Source organism: Paenibacillus sp. Y916 (genome assembly GCF_056786435.1).
In genome coordinates this window covers 89645-108940 of the sequence record NZ_JBXCJA010000013.1, presented here as the reverse complement: position 1 = coordinate 108940, position 19296 = coordinate 89645, and the positions used below count along the sequence as shown (strand labels likewise).

At 39.8% G+C, this 19296-nt stretch carries 19 protein-coding genes; 14 read left to right on the top strand and 5 right to left on the bottom strand.

The genetic code is table 11. The annotated features are described in order from the left end of the window. The first annotated feature begins 136 nt into the window (after positions 1 to 136). From AC1TO9_RS20955 to AC1TO9_RS20945, 3 genes are all read left to right on the top strand, one after another. The gene (locus AC1TO9_RS20955; RefSeq protein ID WP_482060413.1) at positions 137 to 1234 is read left to right on the top strand and encodes a sugar ABC transporter substrate-binding protein; all 1098 of its coding nucleotides are present in this window, start codon (positions 137 to 139) and stop codon (positions 1232 to 1234) included. A gap of 96 nt (positions 1235 to 1330) precedes the next feature. Further along, a complete protein-coding gene (locus AC1TO9_RS20950) occupies positions 1331 to 2851 on the top strand; it encodes an ATP-binding cassette domain-containing protein (protein ID WP_482060412.1) in 1521 nt (506 codons plus the stop codon). A 68-nt stretch (positions 2852 to 2919) separates the two neighbouring features. Next, positions 2920 to 4044, top strand: coding sequence for a sugar ABC transporter permease (locus AC1TO9_RS20945; protein ID WP_482060443.1), 1125 nt, complete (start codon positions 2920 to 2922; stop codon positions 4042 to 4044). Between the two features lie 122 nt (positions 4045 to 4166). Here the strand turns inward: AC1TO9_RS20945 and AC1TO9_RS20940 are convergent, their stop codons facing one another. Further along, positions 4167 to 6035, bottom strand: a complete 1869-nt coding sequence (locus AC1TO9_RS20940) for an LTA synthase family protein (RefSeq protein ID WP_482060411.1) — start codon at positions 6033 to 6035, stop codon at positions 4167 to 4169. A gap of 365 nt (positions 6036 to 6400) precedes the next feature. Between AC1TO9_RS20940 and AC1TO9_RS20935 the strand changes: the two genes are divergently transcribed. Next, the gene (locus AC1TO9_RS20935) at positions 6401 to 7888 is read left to right on the top strand and encodes a hypothetical protein (protein ID WP_482060410.1); all 1488 of its coding nucleotides are present in this window, start codon (positions 6401 to 6403) and stop codon (positions 7886 to 7888) included. 222 nt (positions 7889 to 8110) lie between these two features. Beyond that, on the top strand, positions 8111 to 8644 hold the full coding sequence (locus AC1TO9_RS20930; protein WP_482057432.1) for an S-Ena type endospore appendage: 534 nt from the start codon (positions 8111 to 8113) through the stop codon (positions 8642 to 8644). Positions 8645 to 8751: 107 nt separating this feature from the next. On the opposite strand, the gene AC1TO9_RS20925 is transcribed toward AC1TO9_RS20930, so the two are convergent. From AC1TO9_RS20925 to AC1TO9_RS20910, 4 genes are all read right to left on the bottom strand, one after another. Then, on the bottom strand, positions 8752 to 9081 hold the full coding sequence (locus AC1TO9_RS20925; RefSeq protein WP_482057393.1) for a DUF3992 domain-containing protein: 330 nt from the start codon (positions 9079 to 9081) through the stop codon (positions 8752 to 8754). Between the two features lie 53 nt (positions 9082 to 9134). Further along, positions 9135 to 9509: a DUF3992 domain-containing protein gene (locus tag AC1TO9_RS20920; RefSeq protein WP_482057392.1), complete on the bottom strand. Its 375-nt coding sequence runs from the start codon at positions 9507 to 9509 to the stop codon at positions 9135 to 9137. Between the two features lie 152 nt (positions 9510 to 9661). Then, positions 9662 to 10837, bottom strand: a complete 1176-nt coding sequence (locus AC1TO9_RS20915) for an MFS transporter (protein ID WP_482057391.1) — start codon at positions 10835 to 10837, stop codon at positions 9662 to 9664. A gap of 200 nt (positions 10838 to 11037) precedes the next feature. After that, positions 11038 to 11316, bottom strand: a complete 279-nt coding sequence (locus tag AC1TO9_RS20910) for a hypothetical protein (protein ID WP_482060409.1) — start codon at positions 11314 to 11316, stop codon at positions 11038 to 11040. Between the two features lie 226 nt (positions 11317 to 11542). On the opposite strand from AC1TO9_RS20910, the gene AC1TO9_RS20905 reads away from it, so the two are divergent. The 9 genes from AC1TO9_RS20905 (at position 11543) to AC1TO9_RS20865 (ending at position 19271) form a co-directional block, all read left to right on the top strand. Then, entirely contained in the window at positions 11543 to 12799 is a 1257-nt protein-coding gene (locus tag AC1TO9_RS20905; RefSeq protein ID WP_482057388.1) for an MFS transporter, read from the top strand. Between the two features lie 168 nt (positions 12800 to 12967). Next, the gene (locus tag AC1TO9_RS20900; protein ID WP_482057387.1) at positions 12968 to 13546 is read left to right on the top strand and encodes a DJ-1/PfpI family protein; all 579 of its coding nucleotides are present in this window, start codon (positions 12968 to 12970) and stop codon (positions 13544 to 13546) included. A gap of 76 nt (positions 13547 to 13622) precedes the next feature. Beyond that, positions 13623 to 14105, top strand: coding sequence for a GNAT family N-acetyltransferase (locus AC1TO9_RS20895; protein WP_482060408.1), 483 nt, complete (start codon positions 13623 to 13625; stop codon positions 14103 to 14105). A gap of 62 nt (positions 14106 to 14167) precedes the next feature. Next, entirely contained in the window at positions 14168 to 14350 is a 183-nt protein-coding gene (locus tag AC1TO9_RS20890; protein ID WP_482060407.1) for a hypothetical protein, read from the top strand. Between the two features lie 156 nt (positions 14351 to 14506). After that, a complete protein-coding gene (locus tag AC1TO9_RS20885; RefSeq protein ID WP_482060406.1) occupies positions 14507 to 15055 on the top strand; it encodes a stalk domain-containing protein in 549 nt (182 codons plus the stop codon). 302 nt (positions 15056 to 15357) lie between these two features. Then, entirely contained in the window at positions 15358 to 15792 is a 435-nt protein-coding gene (locus tag AC1TO9_RS20880; RefSeq protein WP_482060405.1) for a hypothetical protein, read from the top strand. A gap of 264 nt (positions 15793 to 16056) precedes the next feature. Beyond that, entirely contained in the window at positions 16057 to 17418 is a 1362-nt protein-coding gene (locus AC1TO9_RS20875) for an ABC transporter substrate-binding protein (protein WP_482060404.1), read from the top strand. Positions 17419 to 17706: 288 nt separating this feature from the next. Then, entirely contained in the window at positions 17707 to 18429 is a 723-nt protein-coding gene (locus tag AC1TO9_RS20870; protein WP_482060403.1) for a carbohydrate ABC transporter permease, read from the top strand. Next, positions 18426 to 19271, top strand: coding sequence for a carbohydrate ABC transporter permease (locus AC1TO9_RS20865; protein WP_482060402.1), 846 nt, complete (start codon positions 18426 to 18428; stop codon positions 19269 to 19271). Before AC1TO9_RS20870 ends, AC1TO9_RS20865 begins: the two co-directional genes overlap by 4 nt. Positions 19272 to 19296: the final 25 nt, after the last annotated feature.

Below are 19296 nucleotides of genomic sequence, written 5' to 3'. Positions count from 1 at the left end.
CCGTATATTTTCGATGAAGGTACATATGAGAATTTTCAATAATGATAGGAGAATTTTCTATTCTTTGACGATGTATCAGATGATAACATCATGTATGTAATAACAGTATTAACCAAGAAAAGGGGCGTGTCTCTAAATGAAAAAGGCTTTAAAGATTATTCCATTCTTGCTTGTCGTAATGATGCTAGTAGCAGTGATCTCAGCATGTGGTAACAGTAGTAAGGTTGAAGTGGGGATCGTATTGCCAACGAAAGATGAGCCTAGATGGGTTCAAGATGAGCAAAGATTTAAAGATGCTCTGAAGGATACGAAATACACATCAGAAATATTATTCAGCCAAGGATCTTCTGCCAAGGAAAAGGAAAATGTAGATGCTCTGATTGCTAAAGGAATCAAAGTACTAATCATTTGCCCTCAAGATGGTGATGCCGCCGCGAGTGCTGTAAAAGCAGCTAAAGATGCAGGCATTAAGGTCATTTCCTATGACCGTCTGATCACGAACACAGATGCTATTAACTACTATGTTACTTTTGATAGCGTTGCAGTTGGTAAAGCGCAAGGTCAATACTTAGTAGATCATGCAAAAGGTAACGGTCAGCCATTATACTTGTATGCTGGTGCAGCATCTGATAACAACGCATTCTTGTTCTTTGAAGGTGCTTGGTCCGTTCTGCAACCTAAAATCGCTGACGGCACATTCAAAGTCGCTAACTCCAGCGAAGCTATTATGTTGCAAGATACTGCCGAGTTGTCCCGTGAACAACAAAGTAAAATCATTAGCCAGGTTACCACAAACTGGGAGCCGGGTGATGCTAAAAACAAGGCCCAAACACACTTAACAGCTGCCTCAGCCGATCAAAAAGGTGATGTTGCCATTCTGGCTCCAAATGATGGAACTGCGCGTGCGATCGCAGACGTATTCGGTTCAGATACAGCTGTCACTCACTATGTAGTGTCAGGGCAAGATGCTGAAAAAGCATCAGTTCAATACATTATTGATGATAAACAATCGATGACAGTATTCAAAGATGTTCGTAGTCTAGTTAAAGATTCAATCGGAATGGCAGTCTCCATTCTGGAAGGTAAAACGCCTGAGACAACTGGCGTTTATGATAACGGAAAAGTTGAAGTGCAAGCGAAACAAACCGATGTTATCGTAGTCGACAAGGACAACGTTAAAGCCGCACTCATTGATTCCAAGTATTACGAAGAAAAAGAATTCACGGGTCTATAATCGCATATAAACATAGTTTGGACGGTTGAGTGATAGATACGTTTATCACTCAACCGTTATTCTACGACTTGTTTTGTTAAGGAGCGTAATCTAATTATGAATCCATACATTTTAGAAATGGATAATATTTCAAAGGAATTTACTGGCGTAAAAGCGTTATCCAATGTTAATTTCAAGGTGAATAAAGGCGAAATTCATTGTTTGATCGGTGAGAATGGTGCTGGGAAATCAACATTAATGAAAGTCCTTAGTGGCGTATATCCTTACGGAGATTACTCTGGGGATATCGTATATGAAGGCAGGGTTCAAAGCTTCTCAAGAATTAGCGATAGTGTAAAAACAGGTATTGCAATTATTTATCAAGAGCTTGCGTTGTTTCCTGACCTTCCTGTATATGAGAATATTTTCGCAGGGAACGAAGTGAAAAAAGGCGCATTGGTTAATTGGAATCAAACGATTGTGAAGGCAAAAGAATTGCTTCACAAAGTGAAGTTAGATATTAACCCTGAAGTTCTGATCAAGGATCTAGGTGTAGGTCAGCAGCAACTTGTGGAGATCGCTAAAGCGTTGAGTAAAGATGTGAAACTACTCATTCTAGATGAACCGACGGCCGCGCTTAACGAAAATGATAGTGAAAACCTTCTCGAACTGCTGAGAGAATTGAAAGCCCAAGGAATAACTTGCATTATGATCTCTCATAAGCTGAAAGAAGTCATCGCAATTGCGGATCAAATCACTGTTCTTAGAGATGGTCGAACCATTTGTACGTTAGATGCTTCAAAGAATGAAATCTCTGAAAATATCATTATTAAAAATATGGTCGGACGTGAAATTAATGATATCTATCCAAAAAGAACGGATAAACAATTCGGTGGCAACGTGCTTGAGATCCAAAATTGGTCAGCATTTGATCCTAATCTAGGTCGAGAAGTCGTAAAGAATGTTAATCTCCATGTGAAAAGAGGGGAAATCGTCGGTATTGCTGGGCTGATGGGCTCAGGACGTACGGAATTGGCCCTAAGTATATTTGGTAATCCAAAAGCTTATAAATTAAGTGGAGAATTATTAATGGACGATGCTAAAAAGTCATTCAAGAACCCAAAAGAGGCGATCAAGGCTGGAATCGCTTATGTAACGGAAGATCGCAAAGGTGACGGCTTATTCTTGATTCAGGATATAAAACAAAATATAACTGTTGCCAACCTAGAGGGTATTTCGTCTAAAGGGATTATTAATATGAATGAAGAAGTGAAGATATCCAACGCATACCAAGAGTCATTAAACATCAAGGCTCCTTCAGTGGAACAACTGGTCGGTAATTTAAGTGGAGGGAATCAGCAGAAAGTATCTTTGGGCAAATGGTTATTCGTTAATCCAAGATTGCTTATTCTGGACGAACCTACGCGAGGAATTGATGTGGGTGCTAAATTTGAAATTTATACCATTATGAATAAGCTGATTAGCGAAGGTATGAGTATTATTATGATTTCATCTGAGCTTAGTGAAGTATTAGGAATGAGTGACCGCATCTATGTCATGGCCGAGGGGCGAATAAAAGGAGAATTGTCCATTGAAGATGCGGATCAAGAAAAAATTATGAAGCTTGCAACGCAATAGGAGGAAAACCGGTGAAAATACTTAAGGAAGCTAAATCGTTGATAGGAGTCAACATTCGGGATTATGGGATGTATATTGCTTTATTTGTCATCATGCTGACTTTCTCGATCTTGACGGACGGACTGTTTATGTCATCTCGAAATATTAGTAACTTGATTGATGCTACGGGATATATTGCTGTATTAGCCGTTGGAATGACGCTAGTTATTGTCATTCGGCATATCGATTTATCCGTCGGATTTGCTGCAGGATTCATGGGCGCTATTGCAGCTATCCTTCTAACACAGCTAGGGGTTCCATTTCTCATAACGATTCCAATCATATTGGTGCTAGGAATTGTCGTGGGTATGTTCAACGGTTTCTTAGTTGCTCAAATGGGGATTCCTTCATTTGTGGCATCTTTAGCGGGTATGTTGATTTTTAGAGGAGCTTTACTACGAGTAACTGAAAAAACAGGAACAATCATCGTAAAGGATGAGCATTTCAACGCAATTGGTAATGGATTCATCCCGGCGATTGCAAAGATAGGTCAATTGAATTTGCTGTCTCTGATTGTTGGTGCACTAATTATCGTTCTATTTATCTACTTTGAAGTCTCAAAGCGTAACAACAAACTGAAATACAATTTTGAAGTCATTTCTAAAGGTATGTTTGCAATAAAGGTCATATTCATCTCTGCTATTATTGGATACATCACTTGGATTCTAGCGGGTTATAATGGATTCTCTTGGACGGTCATTATTGTATTGTTCGTTGTTGTCATATATCATTTTTTGACGACATCAACTGTTATTGGACGCCATATTTATGCTGTGGGAAGTAATCCAGAGGCCGCAAATTTAAGTGGGATTAGCGTTAAGAAAATTACGTATATTGTGTTTGGATCAATGGGATTGCTATCAGCGCTCTCAGGTATCCTGTTCACTGCTCGCATGGCATCGGCTACAACGACTGCAGGTACGTTATTCGAACTCGATGCGATTGCAGCTGCTTACGTTGGCGGTGTATCCGCTGCCGGTGGAGTAGGTAAAGTCACGGGTTCCATTATCGGGGCCATTGTCATGGCATCCCTTTCTAGTGGTATGAATTTACTCGGGGTTGGAATATCCTACCAATATATGATCCGCGGTGGTGTATTGGCTGGGGCTGTCATATTCGATGTTATGACACGTAAACAGAGATCAAAAAAGTAAATAACTAGTCATTATTAATAATACGCCAAAGTGCTTAGTAACAGCTCTCTGGCGTATTTTCGCGTGCCTATATTGTATTATCCATTATTACGGATGCTGGTTCTAGAGTAGGAAACCATACTTCAATCCTCTAGAACATCTCTGTCAGGCAATTGAATGACGTAGCTATCAGACAATTGTAGAAGTTCAAGGGCACGATTGAATTCAAACTCTGTAGCATGTGATCTTTCGTCGCCGTCTTTATATAAGGTATGATGCTGTCCGTCATCAAAACCGCTGCCGGATAAGAATAATTCTTCGTTGTTCACGAATGAACCCGTTGGTAAATAATAACGTTGTGGTAGTAAATTATAAGTTGTTTGATTCAATATATCTTGTCCAAAGTGGATATGATCATCAAGTGAAATACCTAATAAATTCAACACAGTGGGCATAATATCAACCTGACCGCCTAATTGTTCCATCACCGTTGCATTCGTAACCCCATTTGATGAAATGATCAACGGAATATTAATCAACTCGCGTTCTAAATATGGATGGCCAAGCATCTCTTCCAATAATACTTGATCAACTTCATCCAGGGAAAAGATAGGAAGTCCCCGATGATCTCCATACAATACGACTAAGCTGTTATCCCAAACACCATTATGTTTAAGTTCTTCAATAAAGAGGCCAAGGGCATAATCAGCATAATTCTGAGCGCGCATATATTCACCAACGAACGTTCCTTCGAATCGCTCTGGGAGTGTCATATGGTATTTATCCTCCGGAATAGTGAATGGATTATGAGCTGACATGGAGATGACATGCGAATAGAATGGTTGGTCATCCTGATCCATTCTTGCAAGTTCGGCAGCAGTCTCCTCATAAAGCACTTCATCAGATGCACCGTAGAATAAGGTATCATCAAGACCAAAGTAAGCTTTATCATAGTATCGATCAAATCCCAAGGCACTGTACAGTTCCCCACGGTTCCAAAAATCAACTTCATTAGTATGAAATGTCGCGGTGTCATAGCCTTGCCCTTGTAATATCTTCGGTAAGCTCGGGAGCTCCTTAGGGGCATATATTTGTGTAGCTGCACCATCCGGTGGTACATAGAATGAAGTATTTACTATAAATTCAGCGTCAGAGGTATTTCCTTGCCCAACCTGCTGGTAGAAACGAGGGAAATAGTAACTGCTTCCCGCTAATTGATTCATATTGGGTGTTATTTCTTGTCCATCAATCGATAGATTTACTAAGAAGTTCTGAAAAGACTCCATTTGAATCATAATAAGGTTCTTACCTTCAGCAGCTCCGAACAAGATCGGATCAACAGGGGATTGAATTCCCTTCTTATGATCAATAACTGATTGCGTAATGTTACGAATATCGATAGGTTCAACTTCTTTAGTAGCCAGTAATGAGTATGCTTCATAATTGAGAATTCCCATTTGTTCAGCTTTTATAGTCTCATTCATACTTGCACGATTAGGGAAAATACTCAAAGAACATAAGAGAATGGATAGACAGAATAAAATAGTAATGACTTTACGGTTCGCTTTAACGGACATGGATCTTTTCCAATGTAGCGCCTTCTGACGTTTTAGCATAACAAAACTAATGATAATGATGTCCATAAACATAAGCATATATTGTGGTTGAATCACTGAGAAGACACTTTTTTTCACAGCACCTATTTGTTTGGCTTGATCTAATACTTGAGAGGTAGCGATAATACCAAAATGATTGTGATATAGAATCAAGGAAAAGAATAGGGTGGTAATGAATAGATCGACGATCATATAGATTGCAATTTTCTTCTTCGATGCGAACCATTCAATTAAACAAAATACGAGTAAAACAAAAGGGAGTTCTTTCAGAAGTATACTCCATGAGGGTCCATCCTTGAATAGGAAATACCAAGTGAAATAACTCTTTACTAACATAATAAGAGAGAAAAATAGTATGGACTTTTTACTAGTTATTCGTGATAGATTAAACGACATTAATACCGCGCATCCTTTTCGTTAAGATTACTTTATTCTAGTACTAGATATGCTGGAAATCAACTAGACGTAATGGAATGAGTACTATGTTTAGTGAAATATCAGATTCAGGTGAACCCGGAATTATCGATTCAATAGGTTTGATTATGGTGACCCCTGAGAGGAGTGTAGTCGTATATTTTGGTGTGGAAGCCTAAGTCCCTCTTGTATATCGGATCGCTTTCATGAATAAGAGGCTTAAGTACAATCATGATCGTTAAGGAATACATTTAATAGTTATATAGAGATGTTGCGATTCGGATATCTGGATAATCCCACTAATTACCACACAATGCTAATCTTAAGTGTTGAGGAGGGTCTATTATATGAACTATGACAATACGCGATATAGATCAATTTCAGATTGTTCATGCTCCGGCACTTTAAGCTGCAATGGGACATCACGTAAGACTGGTGTGACAGGAGCAACAGGCGCAACGGGAGCGACAGGCGCAACAGGAGCAACAGGAGCAACGGGAGCGACGGGTGCAACGGGTGCAACGGGTGCAACGGGAGCAACGGGTGCAACAGGAGTAACAGGAGCAACAGGAGCAACAGGTGAAACAGGCGCAACAGGAGTAACGGGTGCAACAGGAGCAACAGGAGTAACGGGAGCGACGGGTGCAACAGGAGCAACAGGAGCAACAGGAGCAACAGGAGCAACAGGAGCAACAGGAGCAACAGGAGCAACAGGAGCAACAGGATCAACAGGCGAAACAGGCGCAACAGGCGAAACAGGCGCAACAGGCGAAACAGGCGCAACAGGAGCAACAGGAGCAACAGGAGCAACAGGAGCAACAGGCGCAACAGGCGCAACGGGTGCAACAGGCGCAACGGGTGCAACAGGAGCAACGGGAGCGACGGGTGCAACAGGAGTGACAGGTGAAACAGGAGCAACAGGTGTGACAGGAGCAACAGGTGAAACAGGCGCAACAGGAGTAACGGGAGCAACAGGAGTAACGGGAGCAACAGGAGCAACAGGTGAAACAGGAGCAACAGGAGTGACAGGCGCAACGGGTGCAACGGGAGCGACAGGAGCAACGGGTGCAACGGGAGCGACAGGAGCAACGGGTGCAACGGGAGCGACAGGAGCAACGGGTGCAACAGGAGTGACAGGCGCAACGGGCGTGACAGGAGTAACAGGAGTGACAGGAGTAACAGGAGCGACAGGAGTAACAGGAGCGACAGGAGCAACAGGAGTGACAGGAGTAACGGGTGTAACAGGAGTAACGGGAGCGACGGGTGCAACAGGGGTAACGGGAGCAACAGGAGTGACAGGCGCAACGGGCGTGACAGGAGTAACGGGTGTAACAGGAGCAACAGGGCCGAACTTTGCTGCACAAGGATTTTCGGCATTTTTATCTAATTTGACGTTGTCCGCGAGTGGGCAACTTATAAATTGGTCTATAGCTAATCCCTATTATGGTAACCCTAATTTTAATCAGGCTACGGGGAATTATACAATTCCGTTTACAGGAAGGTATTCAATTGCAGCAACAATAAATTATTCCACTACTGCGGCAATTGGTATTTCTCTAGGGGCGGGAGTTAATCCCTTTTTTCTAGTACAGAGAACATCGCCTACAGTTACCAATTTGATAAATGGACTCCTTCCTATTCTAAATGTAAGTATTACTCTTTTAACGCTAAGAGCAGTTTTAGGGAATGGTACAGTAACTTTGGCGGGAGAGGTGAGCTTATCAGCAGGAGATATTATTGGACTTTTCTATAATGCGAACGGGTTGACAATCGCACTTAACATAGGAAACGGAGCTACGAATGGAGTTGTTTGGTCGGTGCATGAATTAACTTGAACGTTGCTGTGGGGAGCAATTATTGAGATTGAACTAAATGCTCAATCGATACTCGAAATAAATGCGGATAATGTTTAACCAAGTACTTGAATGAAACATTTACTATAGGTATAACGCTGAATAGACTGTTGGATAGAAAGGAGTGAGGAGCTGAGAAGGAGGCGGTGTTCAAGAAAAGAAGTGTTATTATTAATGACTATTCTAATTGTATATTCATCCAATATGCAGAGAAATCAACGGAAGGCCAAATGGTTGAAAAAGAAAAGATGTTCTAAACATCAAAGGCGTAGAAAGAGTAGATATACTCCCATCTTCCCATCCCCACCGAGATATTGTCGAAGGAAACGATCAAAACAAAGAGTATTACCAATCTGTCATTGTGTAGACCCTGTAGTCCCTTGGAAACGACCTTCTAATCTCATTGTGGAAAAAGAATGTTGCGGAAATATATCTATTGAAGGGAATCAGATGGGATTCCAAATATGGGAGAATGATGTGAACTCCAATATGACGGTGGCACAGCTTAGCGTCTATTCTAATCCAGTAAGTACGGATAATTTAGAAGTAGAGATCATTGGTGCAAACAGGAGAAAACTGTATATACCACCGGGAAATACGAATAATTATGTAGGTCAAGGTATTAAATCTATAGTAGTTCCTACCCAGGGAAGTAAATCTACATTTATTGAAGCTAAGTATACGATTTCAACTACTCTGCAATTACCTAATCAAACTTTAGCTGTAAATGAACAATAAGAAAGGTGGTTCTTCAGTATATAGAAGAACCACTCTACTTTAAAAGATATAAAAGTTTGAGTTACATTAGATCCTTCAGAAAGACGTCGTAGCCGTTATAGCTTGTTCTATAAGTTATAACGTACTGTGATACAAAATTCCCCTTGTGCTGCCGCTGTTGAAGTTATTGAAATGGTATCAAAACGAGCGACAGTAAATGTTGAGCTGCCTCCTGCTGGGATTATAAATGTTTTGATAACAGTCCCATTATTGGATATGTTTACTGTTAGGACAGGAGTTCCGACTTCATACTTAATATATCCTGTACCGCTGATGGACGGTGATACATTGTCGGTATACAGGATTTGGGTGGCTGCAGCTGCTAGTTGCCAATTCGTACATACTTTATCTTGGACAATGATCTTGTCTGGGCAACAGCTGAGTGGTGTTACACACATATGTTTATCCCTCCTAAGGTATTGAAACAGTCCAATGAGCTCAATCCTTCATACTAGACTGGGTACCGGGTAGTGATGCAGAATTCACCTTGGTAGGTCCCTGCTGTAGCGGCTGGTAATGTTATCTGTATAGCATTGAAGCGGCGGTACGTAAAGGCGAGACTTGTTCCCGGTGCAATAATGAAAGGTGCAGTATTAATCGGTGCACCTGCACTATCAAGAAAATCTAATTGTATGTCTGCTGGGCCGATGTCATATTGCAAGTATCCTGTTCCAACAATGTTCTGGTTTATGTTATTGGTGTAGACGGTAATTAAGACGTCAGCGGCTACAACTGTACCACTCCACGGTGTACACACTTTATCTTGAACAAAGTTCTTTTCTGGACAACAACTTAAAGTTGACCCACTACTACTGCAACATGCCATAGTTATATACCTCCTAGATATATGATTTCAAACTATATAATGCACATTGGAGGCTGCTTGCTTGGACATCAGCCTGCTGGACATGTTATTATTCATTTTTAAAATGGTGGGTTTATGGTATGTTTCGGATTTTCCGATGTGAATATTGTCTATCATTTCATCCTTGAAGTTCGATAGTGTGTTCTCAAAAAGAACAGAACGAATGCAATCATACTAACCAATGCGACGATTGAATTATACATAAATACATTACGAATACCAAAGCTAGTTGTTGCGATTCCGCCGACGAAGCTCCCAATAATACGTGCTACACCTAGATTCATAAGACCATTCAGCGTCTGACCACTTGCTTTTAGCTCCTTGGGTACTTCTTTGTTAATGTAGGTAGCCATAGTCACAGTAAGCACGATGAAGATGAGGCCATGCAAAGCCTGAACGGGTAGCACCCAAATAGGCGCATCGATGATCGAAAAGAGAAACCAACGTAACGCTGTAAATGCAGCCGCGGCTAATAATATATAGGGAATCTTCACGCGCTTGAAAATTTTATCTGCAAATAATAAGAATGGTACTTCACTTAATGATGAAATAACCATGGACCAGCCTAGCAATACGTTGTCTCCGCCAAGCTCTCTGAAATACATAGGGAAGAAGGCATAATAGTAACCTAGAGTAATTTGTAGTATGAAGTTGAATCCGAAATAGATCATCAACATTCGATTCTTAAAAAGAACTGTAATAGATACTTTATGTCCATGTGCTTGATGTCCTTCAACAGCAGGGAACTTCAGAACGAGTAGGAATGCGACAACGATAATGCTAGAGTATACGATAAATATCGAGCTGATATGATCCTTGGAAATAATCCCGAACACAAGTGACATGACAGCGAACCCGAATGTGCCACCCATACGAATATGTCCGAACTTACCTATTTTATGTTTGTCTATTGCCTCAAGCGTAATCGTATCACCTATAGCAAATATGGAAGTCTGGAAAAAAGTGAAGATACTAATCATGAGTAATAGATATGTAAACTGGTTCGACAATGGATATAACAGGATCGTAATTCCACAGCCAGCCAATAAGAAAAGTAAAATGGAATTTTTTGTTTTGGCACGATCTCCGAGTGCGCCCCAGAGTGGCTGAGCTAGTATAGCGACGAAAGGACCTAGACTGAGTAGAGTACCAATTTGCAAGGCAGAATAGCCAATATCCTGGAAATAAAGAGGTAGAAACGTCCCATAGACGGCATTCCCAGCGTAAATAAATACATAGAAAAATAAGAAGTAACGTAAATTGGTTTTCACAGACTGACTGTTATTCATTAGGACACACACCTTAGAAGGAATAGTTATAATCTTGCATTATACGAAATATTGTCGCGAAATAACATCCTTATGTTGAAATTAATAGTGGATACATAACATTTTTTAAGGAGGTACCCAAATTTCGAATTGCAGTTTATTGTTGGGGAAAGGATAGATACATATTACTCTAGCCCGAAGATATGAAGGAGACCATAGATCTAACGGGATGGCTCCAAACGAACCATATATTCGTGAAGAGCGACCACGTAATGTGTATTTCCTTGGCGCGTGCTACATGCGTTTTCAGAAAGAGTTTCAAGGGTATCTCTGATACTCTTTGACTTTTCCTTTTGAAGGATGCTGATTACTGGAATGTCAGTCAAGGAAAAGAGAGGGACATCATCGGCATCCTCATGGGTAAGTCCGCGTTTCCTCAAGTATTTATACAATACGGTTCCGACCTGTTGAAGAAATTCATTCATAGTTTCTTTGGCCATGTCTGCCCTCCCCCACATATACAACGCACAACTCTATAATAAGTTTACAGCATATTAAAACATGTCCAGTATGAATGCCTTGATTAAGGAGTATACGGAACATAAGGGACGGTTGAGAGAGGGAGTAAAAAGGATTCTTATTTGGGATGTTCTAGGCTATTTCCGTATCAAGAGGGAAATGTTAATATATTCTTAGCAGAACCAGAGGGGAGAAGATCGTAACTAGATGTCGTCAACGAATAAAAATCCAGTACACCATTGGAAAAGGAATATTACTCTCTTTTTAGGAAGTCAAACGATATCACTGTTTGGGTCGTCCTTAGTGCAATATGCGATTATGTGGTATATCACGCTTACTACACAGTCAGGTGTCATGATGACGTTGTATATCATTTGTGGGTTTATACCTACTTTTATTTTATCTCCTATCGCAGGGGTATGGGCGGATCGCTATAATAGGAAGTTGCTTATTATTGCAGCAGATGCACTGACTGCTATTGCAACTTTGATACTCGCTGTTATTTTTTTGTTGGGTTATAATGCGACTTGGTTGCTCTTTCTAATGGCTGCAATTCGTGCAGTTGGAGCAGGTATTCAGACACCAGCTGTCGGTGCTATTTTGCCGCAAATCGTGCCAAGTGACAAACTGACGAAGGTGAACGGAACCAATGGAAGTTTACAAGCTATCATCATGTTCGTGTCACCGATGGTTAGTGCGGCACTATTGACATTGACTTCCATTGAAATAATATTCTTCATCGATGTTATTACCGCAGCGATTGCAATTGTAACATTACTTACATTGTTAAAAATACCGCTACATAAGAAGGCTTCCGAGAAACAACAATTAAGCTATCTCAATGATTTTAAACAAGGTCTAACTTATATTAAAAATCATGAATTTTTGAAGAAACTGTTTTTTTTCTTCGCCTTTTTCTTTGTCTTGATGGCACCTGCTGCGTTCTTAACCCCATTGCAAGTTACACGTAGTTTCGGCGGTGATGTTTGGCGGTTAACAGTAATCGAAATTGCGTTTTCAATTGGCATGATGATCGGCGGAGGAATCATCGCTACATGGGGAGGCTTTAAAAATAGAGTACAAACGATGACACTCGCCAGCATTGTAATGGGAGCCTGTACGTTATTACTCGGTATTGTTCCGGTCTTCTGGATCTATTTGATATTCATGGCGATCTTCGGAGTGGCGATGCCCATTTTCAATACGCCAACGACTGTTCTAGTTCAGGAGAAAGTGGATGAGAACTATTTAGGGAGAATTTTTGGTGTACTTGGAATGATTTCAACTTCAATGATGCCCATGGGAATGCTCATCTTTGGACCACTTGCAGATTACATCGAAATTGAATGGTTGCTTATTGGAACGGGGTTACTCATAATCATAGTAGCTATTTTCTTAGGTCGAAATAAGGTGTTAATCGAAGCGGGGAAGCCGGAATTGAAGGAAGCTGCAAACGAGACATAATAGCTCAATAAACATCTGTTTATCATTACCGAATCCAATGGATCGACAGTTTGTTCGTTAACGAACAGTTTGTCGTAACCAAGTCATTCCATTTACGTCTATAACCAAGAGTTGATCTATGATCAAGTGCTTTTTGTTTATAAAATACATAAAGGCAGGTGTTGGTTTATGAAGATGGCATTTATATTATTTGATGGAATGACAACGCTTGATTTAACAGGTTTTACTGAAGCTATAACTTGGCTTGGGATTTTAAATGCTGTAGAGAATGTATCATGGGATTTTTGTGGCATAAAAGAGGAGATTATCGATGATCGCGGGATGACAATTAAATTAAAAAATGTTCGCGTGGATCTTTCCCAATACGATTTGATATTTGTCCCAGGTGGTATGACGACAAGACAATTACGAAATGATGAGGACTTTCTGTTATGGTTACAGACAGCTAAAGACGTGAAATATAAAGTTTCCGTATGTACGGGAGCACTTCTTTTAGGTGCATGTGGATTTTTAAGTGGTAAAAAAGCTACAACAAATCCATCTGCATATGAGTTGCTTGTACCCTATTGCTCTGAAGTAGTTAAATCTAGAATAGTAAGGGATGGAACTATATTTACAGGTGGTGGTGTCTCTTCGTCCATTGATCTGGGTCTTTTTATAATCGAATACTTAACTAATATCGAATTCGTACAAAAAATCCAAACAAAAATGGATTACCCTTACTATCAGACTGGAAAGTTTAGCTGATTAACCGAAGGATCGAGCACAAAGGGAATAATTGAAATAGTACATAAAAAATTAAAAATTTAGGTGGTATGAAAATATGAATATTAGGCCATTTGAACTCCAGGACCAAAAAGAAGTAGTAAATATAATGAAGGAACATCCGCTCCAATTTCCAAATTTCATTATAGAGAAGTATCCGATACGATGGAGTAGCTTTATTGGTTCCTCAATTGAAAATAATAAAAGTCAGTTTTATGTAGCATATAACGAAAGTGGTAATATTGTTGGTCATGCTGGATACATCTTCAATGACGCAGAAAGCCTTTATGAAATCGTTGGTGTAGCTGTGAAAAATGACTGTCAGCGACAAGGTATTGGTAAGGCTTTAATCAACACGATTTGCAACGAAGTAAAAAAAGTTAACGAGAAGAAGGTTATTCTGTATACATTAGGTCATCTCGGTAATGAAGATACTATAACTTTTTATCGTAATATAGGATTCGACATGGTTAACCATGAAAATGATTTCTTTCAGAAGGATTACCATAGAGTTACATTTACAAAAAAATTAGTTTATTAAGCTAGCGGGATACGATATCGGAATACAATAATATGAAATTATATTGATAAGGGGTTGATATAATGTTAGATGAAAACAAACCGTTCTCTCATTCTGCGGATCCTTATGGGTCTAAAGCTAACTTTGATGTGAACGAAAAGAAACTCCATTCTCAAGGTGTTTCTGGTCTTTTTCGTCAAATCTCAAATTTGCTCATTTTAGTTGGAATCCTAACCCTTATTTTTGTTTTGGTAAGAGTATTCTGAATAAGGATGGAAACATGTGTTAGTCAACATAATGATTATTGGCTTAATTTACACCACTATATGGAAATTTAAATTTGTGGGGGAATTTCACTATATTAGAAACTAATTGAAACGCTTGACGTCTATAGATATAAATAATGAAAAAGTGGTGTTCTTTTGAAGAAATTTATATTGGGACTAACTTGCGGGTTACTCTTTGCCTGTTCATCGGTTGCTTTTGCTTCGGGTTCTATTCAAGCGTTATTATTTCCAGCAAGATTTGAAATTAATGGTAGTAATATTGCATTGAATAATGAATACAAGGTTCTGAATGTAGATGGACATGCGTATGTACCCATTCGCTTTATAGCTGAAAATATGGGCGGAACCATCGAATATGATTCGGATTTACAAAAGATTTTTGTCAAAAATAGAAACTTAGACTTAACGGATCCAGACTTCAAAAATATATCTGTTGGTAATTTAATATTAACTAAAGTGGGTAATAACACAAAAGTTACGGGTCAATTAAGAATGGAAGGTGTAGGGAGTTCGAAAAATATGATTGGAGCAAACCTATCTTTTTACAATGATAAAAGTGAAAAAATTGGTGATGTTGCTATAAAAGGAAATGATTTTGGTGTCGAATCCCAAACCTTCGTTGTGGAGGAGTATTATTTACTATCCATATATGGTCTAAAGATAAATGGAGTACAGACGGGGTAATAGCTAAACAGAATATTCAAATATCTAAGATCGGAGAAAAGGATGACGAAATCTTCTCATTAAGCACTCCATCAGATGTAAATTATAATGTAAGCGATGAGAAGCTGAAGGCAGAATATGCTTCTATGTGGGACTACATAAATACAATAAAAACTACTTTTAAGATTAAAAATTAGCTGAGGTTTTCTGAGGTGTCGTTACGGAGAGAGCTAACGTGACATTATAGCTCAATAAACATCATTGAAACTAGCGAATATGCTCTTTATTACTTCAAAATAGACTATGATGCATATCTTGTTCAAGTGGACGGAATTGTTAGTGATGTATATTTAGATGCTGAGAGTAAGCGAGTAATATTTGGTTATGACGGAGTTAATTACACAAGTAAAGAATTGATAGGTATGCCCCAAGATGAATGGAATAAACAGAAGGAAATGATACAATTTTCAGAACCATACGATAGTGAGCAGGAAAACCAAGTATTCATTTATACGCGCCAAATGAAAGAAGTAAAAGATAAACCATTCACAAAGACGAATAAAAAATATACACTGAACCTGATTGAGGCTCAATGGTTGGTAACAAGCGTTGAGTTCGATCATTTTACGTACGGTAGCGAGAGAACAGAAGAAGAAATCCAATCCAAATTAGCTGAGATGAAATATCAGATGCATAAAGATCAACGTATCAAGTATCTTGAAGATACAATCGTTCTTCAAGGTGTCGCTGAAGAGTAAATAAACAACCACTCGCTGGTAACGTCAAACTGAAAGGTGTTACAGTTGATCGTGGTAAACGAGGAACGATAGTTGAGGAGCATGTCTGATGGCAGCTTCTTTTTTGTTCATTGAAGTAACTTTATATCTTAAATCGACAAGATCGGAAAAGAAGATAGTCTAGGGATAGCTTATATCAACTCAGATATATTTGAAAGCGCCTACATTAATGATAATCTTTTACATGTAGCAAACCATTTTAGATATGAGAGGGGAATAAGGACATTGAATAGAAAAACGTTAGGCAAGATGGTCAGTATTAGTAGTATTTTATTGTTAGTTACATCCTTGATTGGATGTAGCGGTAATAGCAACAATTCTGCAGCACCAAGCAATGGGGCTTCTCCAGTTACTTCGGCGAATGCAAATGCCGAAAAAGAGATCACACTTCGCTTTGCATGGTGGGGATCTGATGGAAGGCACCAGGCTACGTTGGCAGCTATTGAGGCTTATACGAAGTTGCATCCCAATATTAAAATTGAAGGAGAATATCAAGGATATGATGGCTATCAGCAAAAGTTGATGACCCAGATTGCAGGAGCTTCCGCACCGGATATTATGCAACTTGATTACCCATGGCTGCCCGATTTATCCGCTCAAGGCGATACTTTCGTTGATCTAAGCGACCAGTCTACTGTGGATTTAACGCAGTTTCCAAAGAAAGTTTTGGATGAATATAGTTCGGTAGACGGAAAATTAGTCGCACTTCCAATGGGCACGAATGGTTTTGGAACCATGATCAACAAAGCTTTTTTCGATAAGCATGGCTTATCCATTGATACAGTATGGACTTGGGAGAAACTAATCGAAGAAGGAGGAAAGATCAATCAGGCCAACAGCAAGGATCACTTGTTCGCATTGGAACCGGGTACTACGACTGGAGGACTGGGTGAGTTCATTCTTGGAAGCTATCTGTACTCCAAGAATGCTGATTATTGGGTTTCGGATGAACCTACAATCACAGCGTCTGAGGAAGATTTATCCCATGCTTTAACGGTCATGAAGAATCTATTTGACAGCGGTGCCGCTCAGCCATTGGGAGATGCTGCCTTATTCAACAGCAAGATGGAGCAGAATCCGAAGTGGGTTAATGGCGAAATTGGGATGACACTGGATTGGTCATCGACAGTCAATAAATATAAAGCAGCTGCTGGAGATGGGAACTTCGCCGTAGGGATGCCTATTTTTGCAGAAGGCGGCAATCAATCTGTGAAATTCAAGCCTTCGATGATTCTGGCCGTCAATAATAAATCCTCTAACACTGAGGAAGCTGTGAAGTTTAGTAATTGGTTGCTTAATGATAAGGAAGCTGCTCTTATACTATTGGATACTCGTTCCGTTCCCACCTCCGAAAGCGCCAAGAATGCTTTGGTTGATGCAAATAAAGTCGATGCTGATGTAGCAAAAATGGTAGATAATGCGTTGGAGACACCAACCACACCTCCTCCAGTGGTTCAGAACAATCCGGAAGTGGCAGATATCATTCGCGATGTATGTGAAAAGGTTGTGTATGGTAATATGACACCGGAACAAGGAGCGAAAGATCTTATCGAAAGAGTTCAAGATAAATTTAAAGATATTAAGTAATCTTCATTATATTCCCGCTTGGGCGGTAAATACCGCCCAAGCGGACTATCCGCAGACCTTTACAATACACTGTGGAATATTACAGTAAAGCCAGGTGAATCAATAGTGAATTCCTTACACATGAGAAAATGGTCGGAAAAATATGTTGGGCTCTTATACATTTCTCCGTGGCTCATCGGATTTCTAGTATTTCAATTGTATCCGTTTGCCGCTTCGTTCATTTATTCTTTTACAGACTACAAAATCACCAACATCCCAAAATTCACAGGATTGAGCAATTATATAACTATGTTTACAAAAGATTCGAATTTCTATAAATCCATGACAACTACATTGGTGTATGTGATGTTCTCTGTCCCAATGAAGCTTGTATTTGCCCTATTTGTAGCAATCATTTTGAATATGCATATTAAAGCGGTCAATCTGTACCGTACCTTGTTTTATTTGCCGTCGATTCTGGGCGGAAGCGTGGCGGTATCCATCCTGTGGCGATTTCTATTCATGAAGGAAGGGATGGTCAACGGATTGTTGAACTGGTTCCACATTCCAGCTGTGAATTGGTTGGGAAGCCCCAAGATGGCATTATTTACGTTAAGTCTGTTGTCGGTATGGCAGTTTGGCTCATCGATGGTGCTCTTCTTGGCTGGTCTCAAGCAGATTCCCCATGAACTCTACGAAGCAAGTCGGGTGGATGGAGCTTCTAAAGTGAGAATGTTTTTTAATATTACAATTCCACTCTTAACACCAATTATCTTCTTTAACGTGATTATGCAGATGGTGAATGCATTTCAGGATTTCACCGGGGCATTTGTAGTAACGAACGGCGGTCCAATGAATTCTACTTATCTATTTGCGCTCAAACTGTACGATGAGGGCTTCAAATTTTATAAAATGGGATATGCCTCCGCTTTGTCCTGGATATTCTTCATTGTCATTCTGATCGTTACAGCAGTTATTTTCAAAACATCAAAATACTGGACTTACTATGAGGACGGAGGTGCCCAAAAATGAGTATTTCTGGAATATCAACTCGCAGGCTGGGCGTGCATCTCATGATGATTATCTTTAGTCTGATTATGGTCTACCCGTTAATTTGGTTGTTTTTTGCTTCTTTTAAAGAGAATAACGAGATTTTCGGGTCACTGAATCTGTTACCTGTGGATTGGGTTTGGGACTCCTATTCAAGAGGCTGGAAGGGTAGTGGACAGTTCACTTTTGGTTTGTATTTGTTGAATACACTCAAATTGGTTGTCCCCGTAGTGGTATTTACACTCATTTCCAGCACAATTGTAGCTTACGGCTTCGCTCGGTTTAATTTTCCACTAAAAAATATTTTATTCTCCATCATGATCTCTACACTGATGCTACCAAACGCAGTAATCATTATTCCACGTTATATTCTGTTTAGGAATTTGGGTTGGCTAAACAGCTACCTGCCGTTTACGATGCCAGCCTTGTTTGCCTGTTTCCCATTTTTTATCTTTATGCTAGTCCAGTTCATTCGTGGACTACCTCGAGAATTAGATGAATCCGCCAAGATAGACGGCTGTAATTCCTTTGTCATCCTGGTCCGGATTCTGCTACCATTATGCAAACCGGCTCTGTTCTCCGCGGGCATCTTTCAATTCATCTGGACTTGGAACGATTTCTTTAACTCACTGATCTATATCAATAGCGTCAATAAGTTCACGCTTGCCCTGGGGCTTAGGATGTCGCTTGATATCAGCTCTGCCGCTAAGTGGAACGAGGTCATGGCAATGTCCATGGTCACGATCATTCCGTGTGTTTTGATCTTTTTCTTCGCTCAGAAATACTTCGTGGAAGGCATTGCTACCACGGGACTGAAGGGCTAAATTATCTTGAATTAAGATTAGGAGG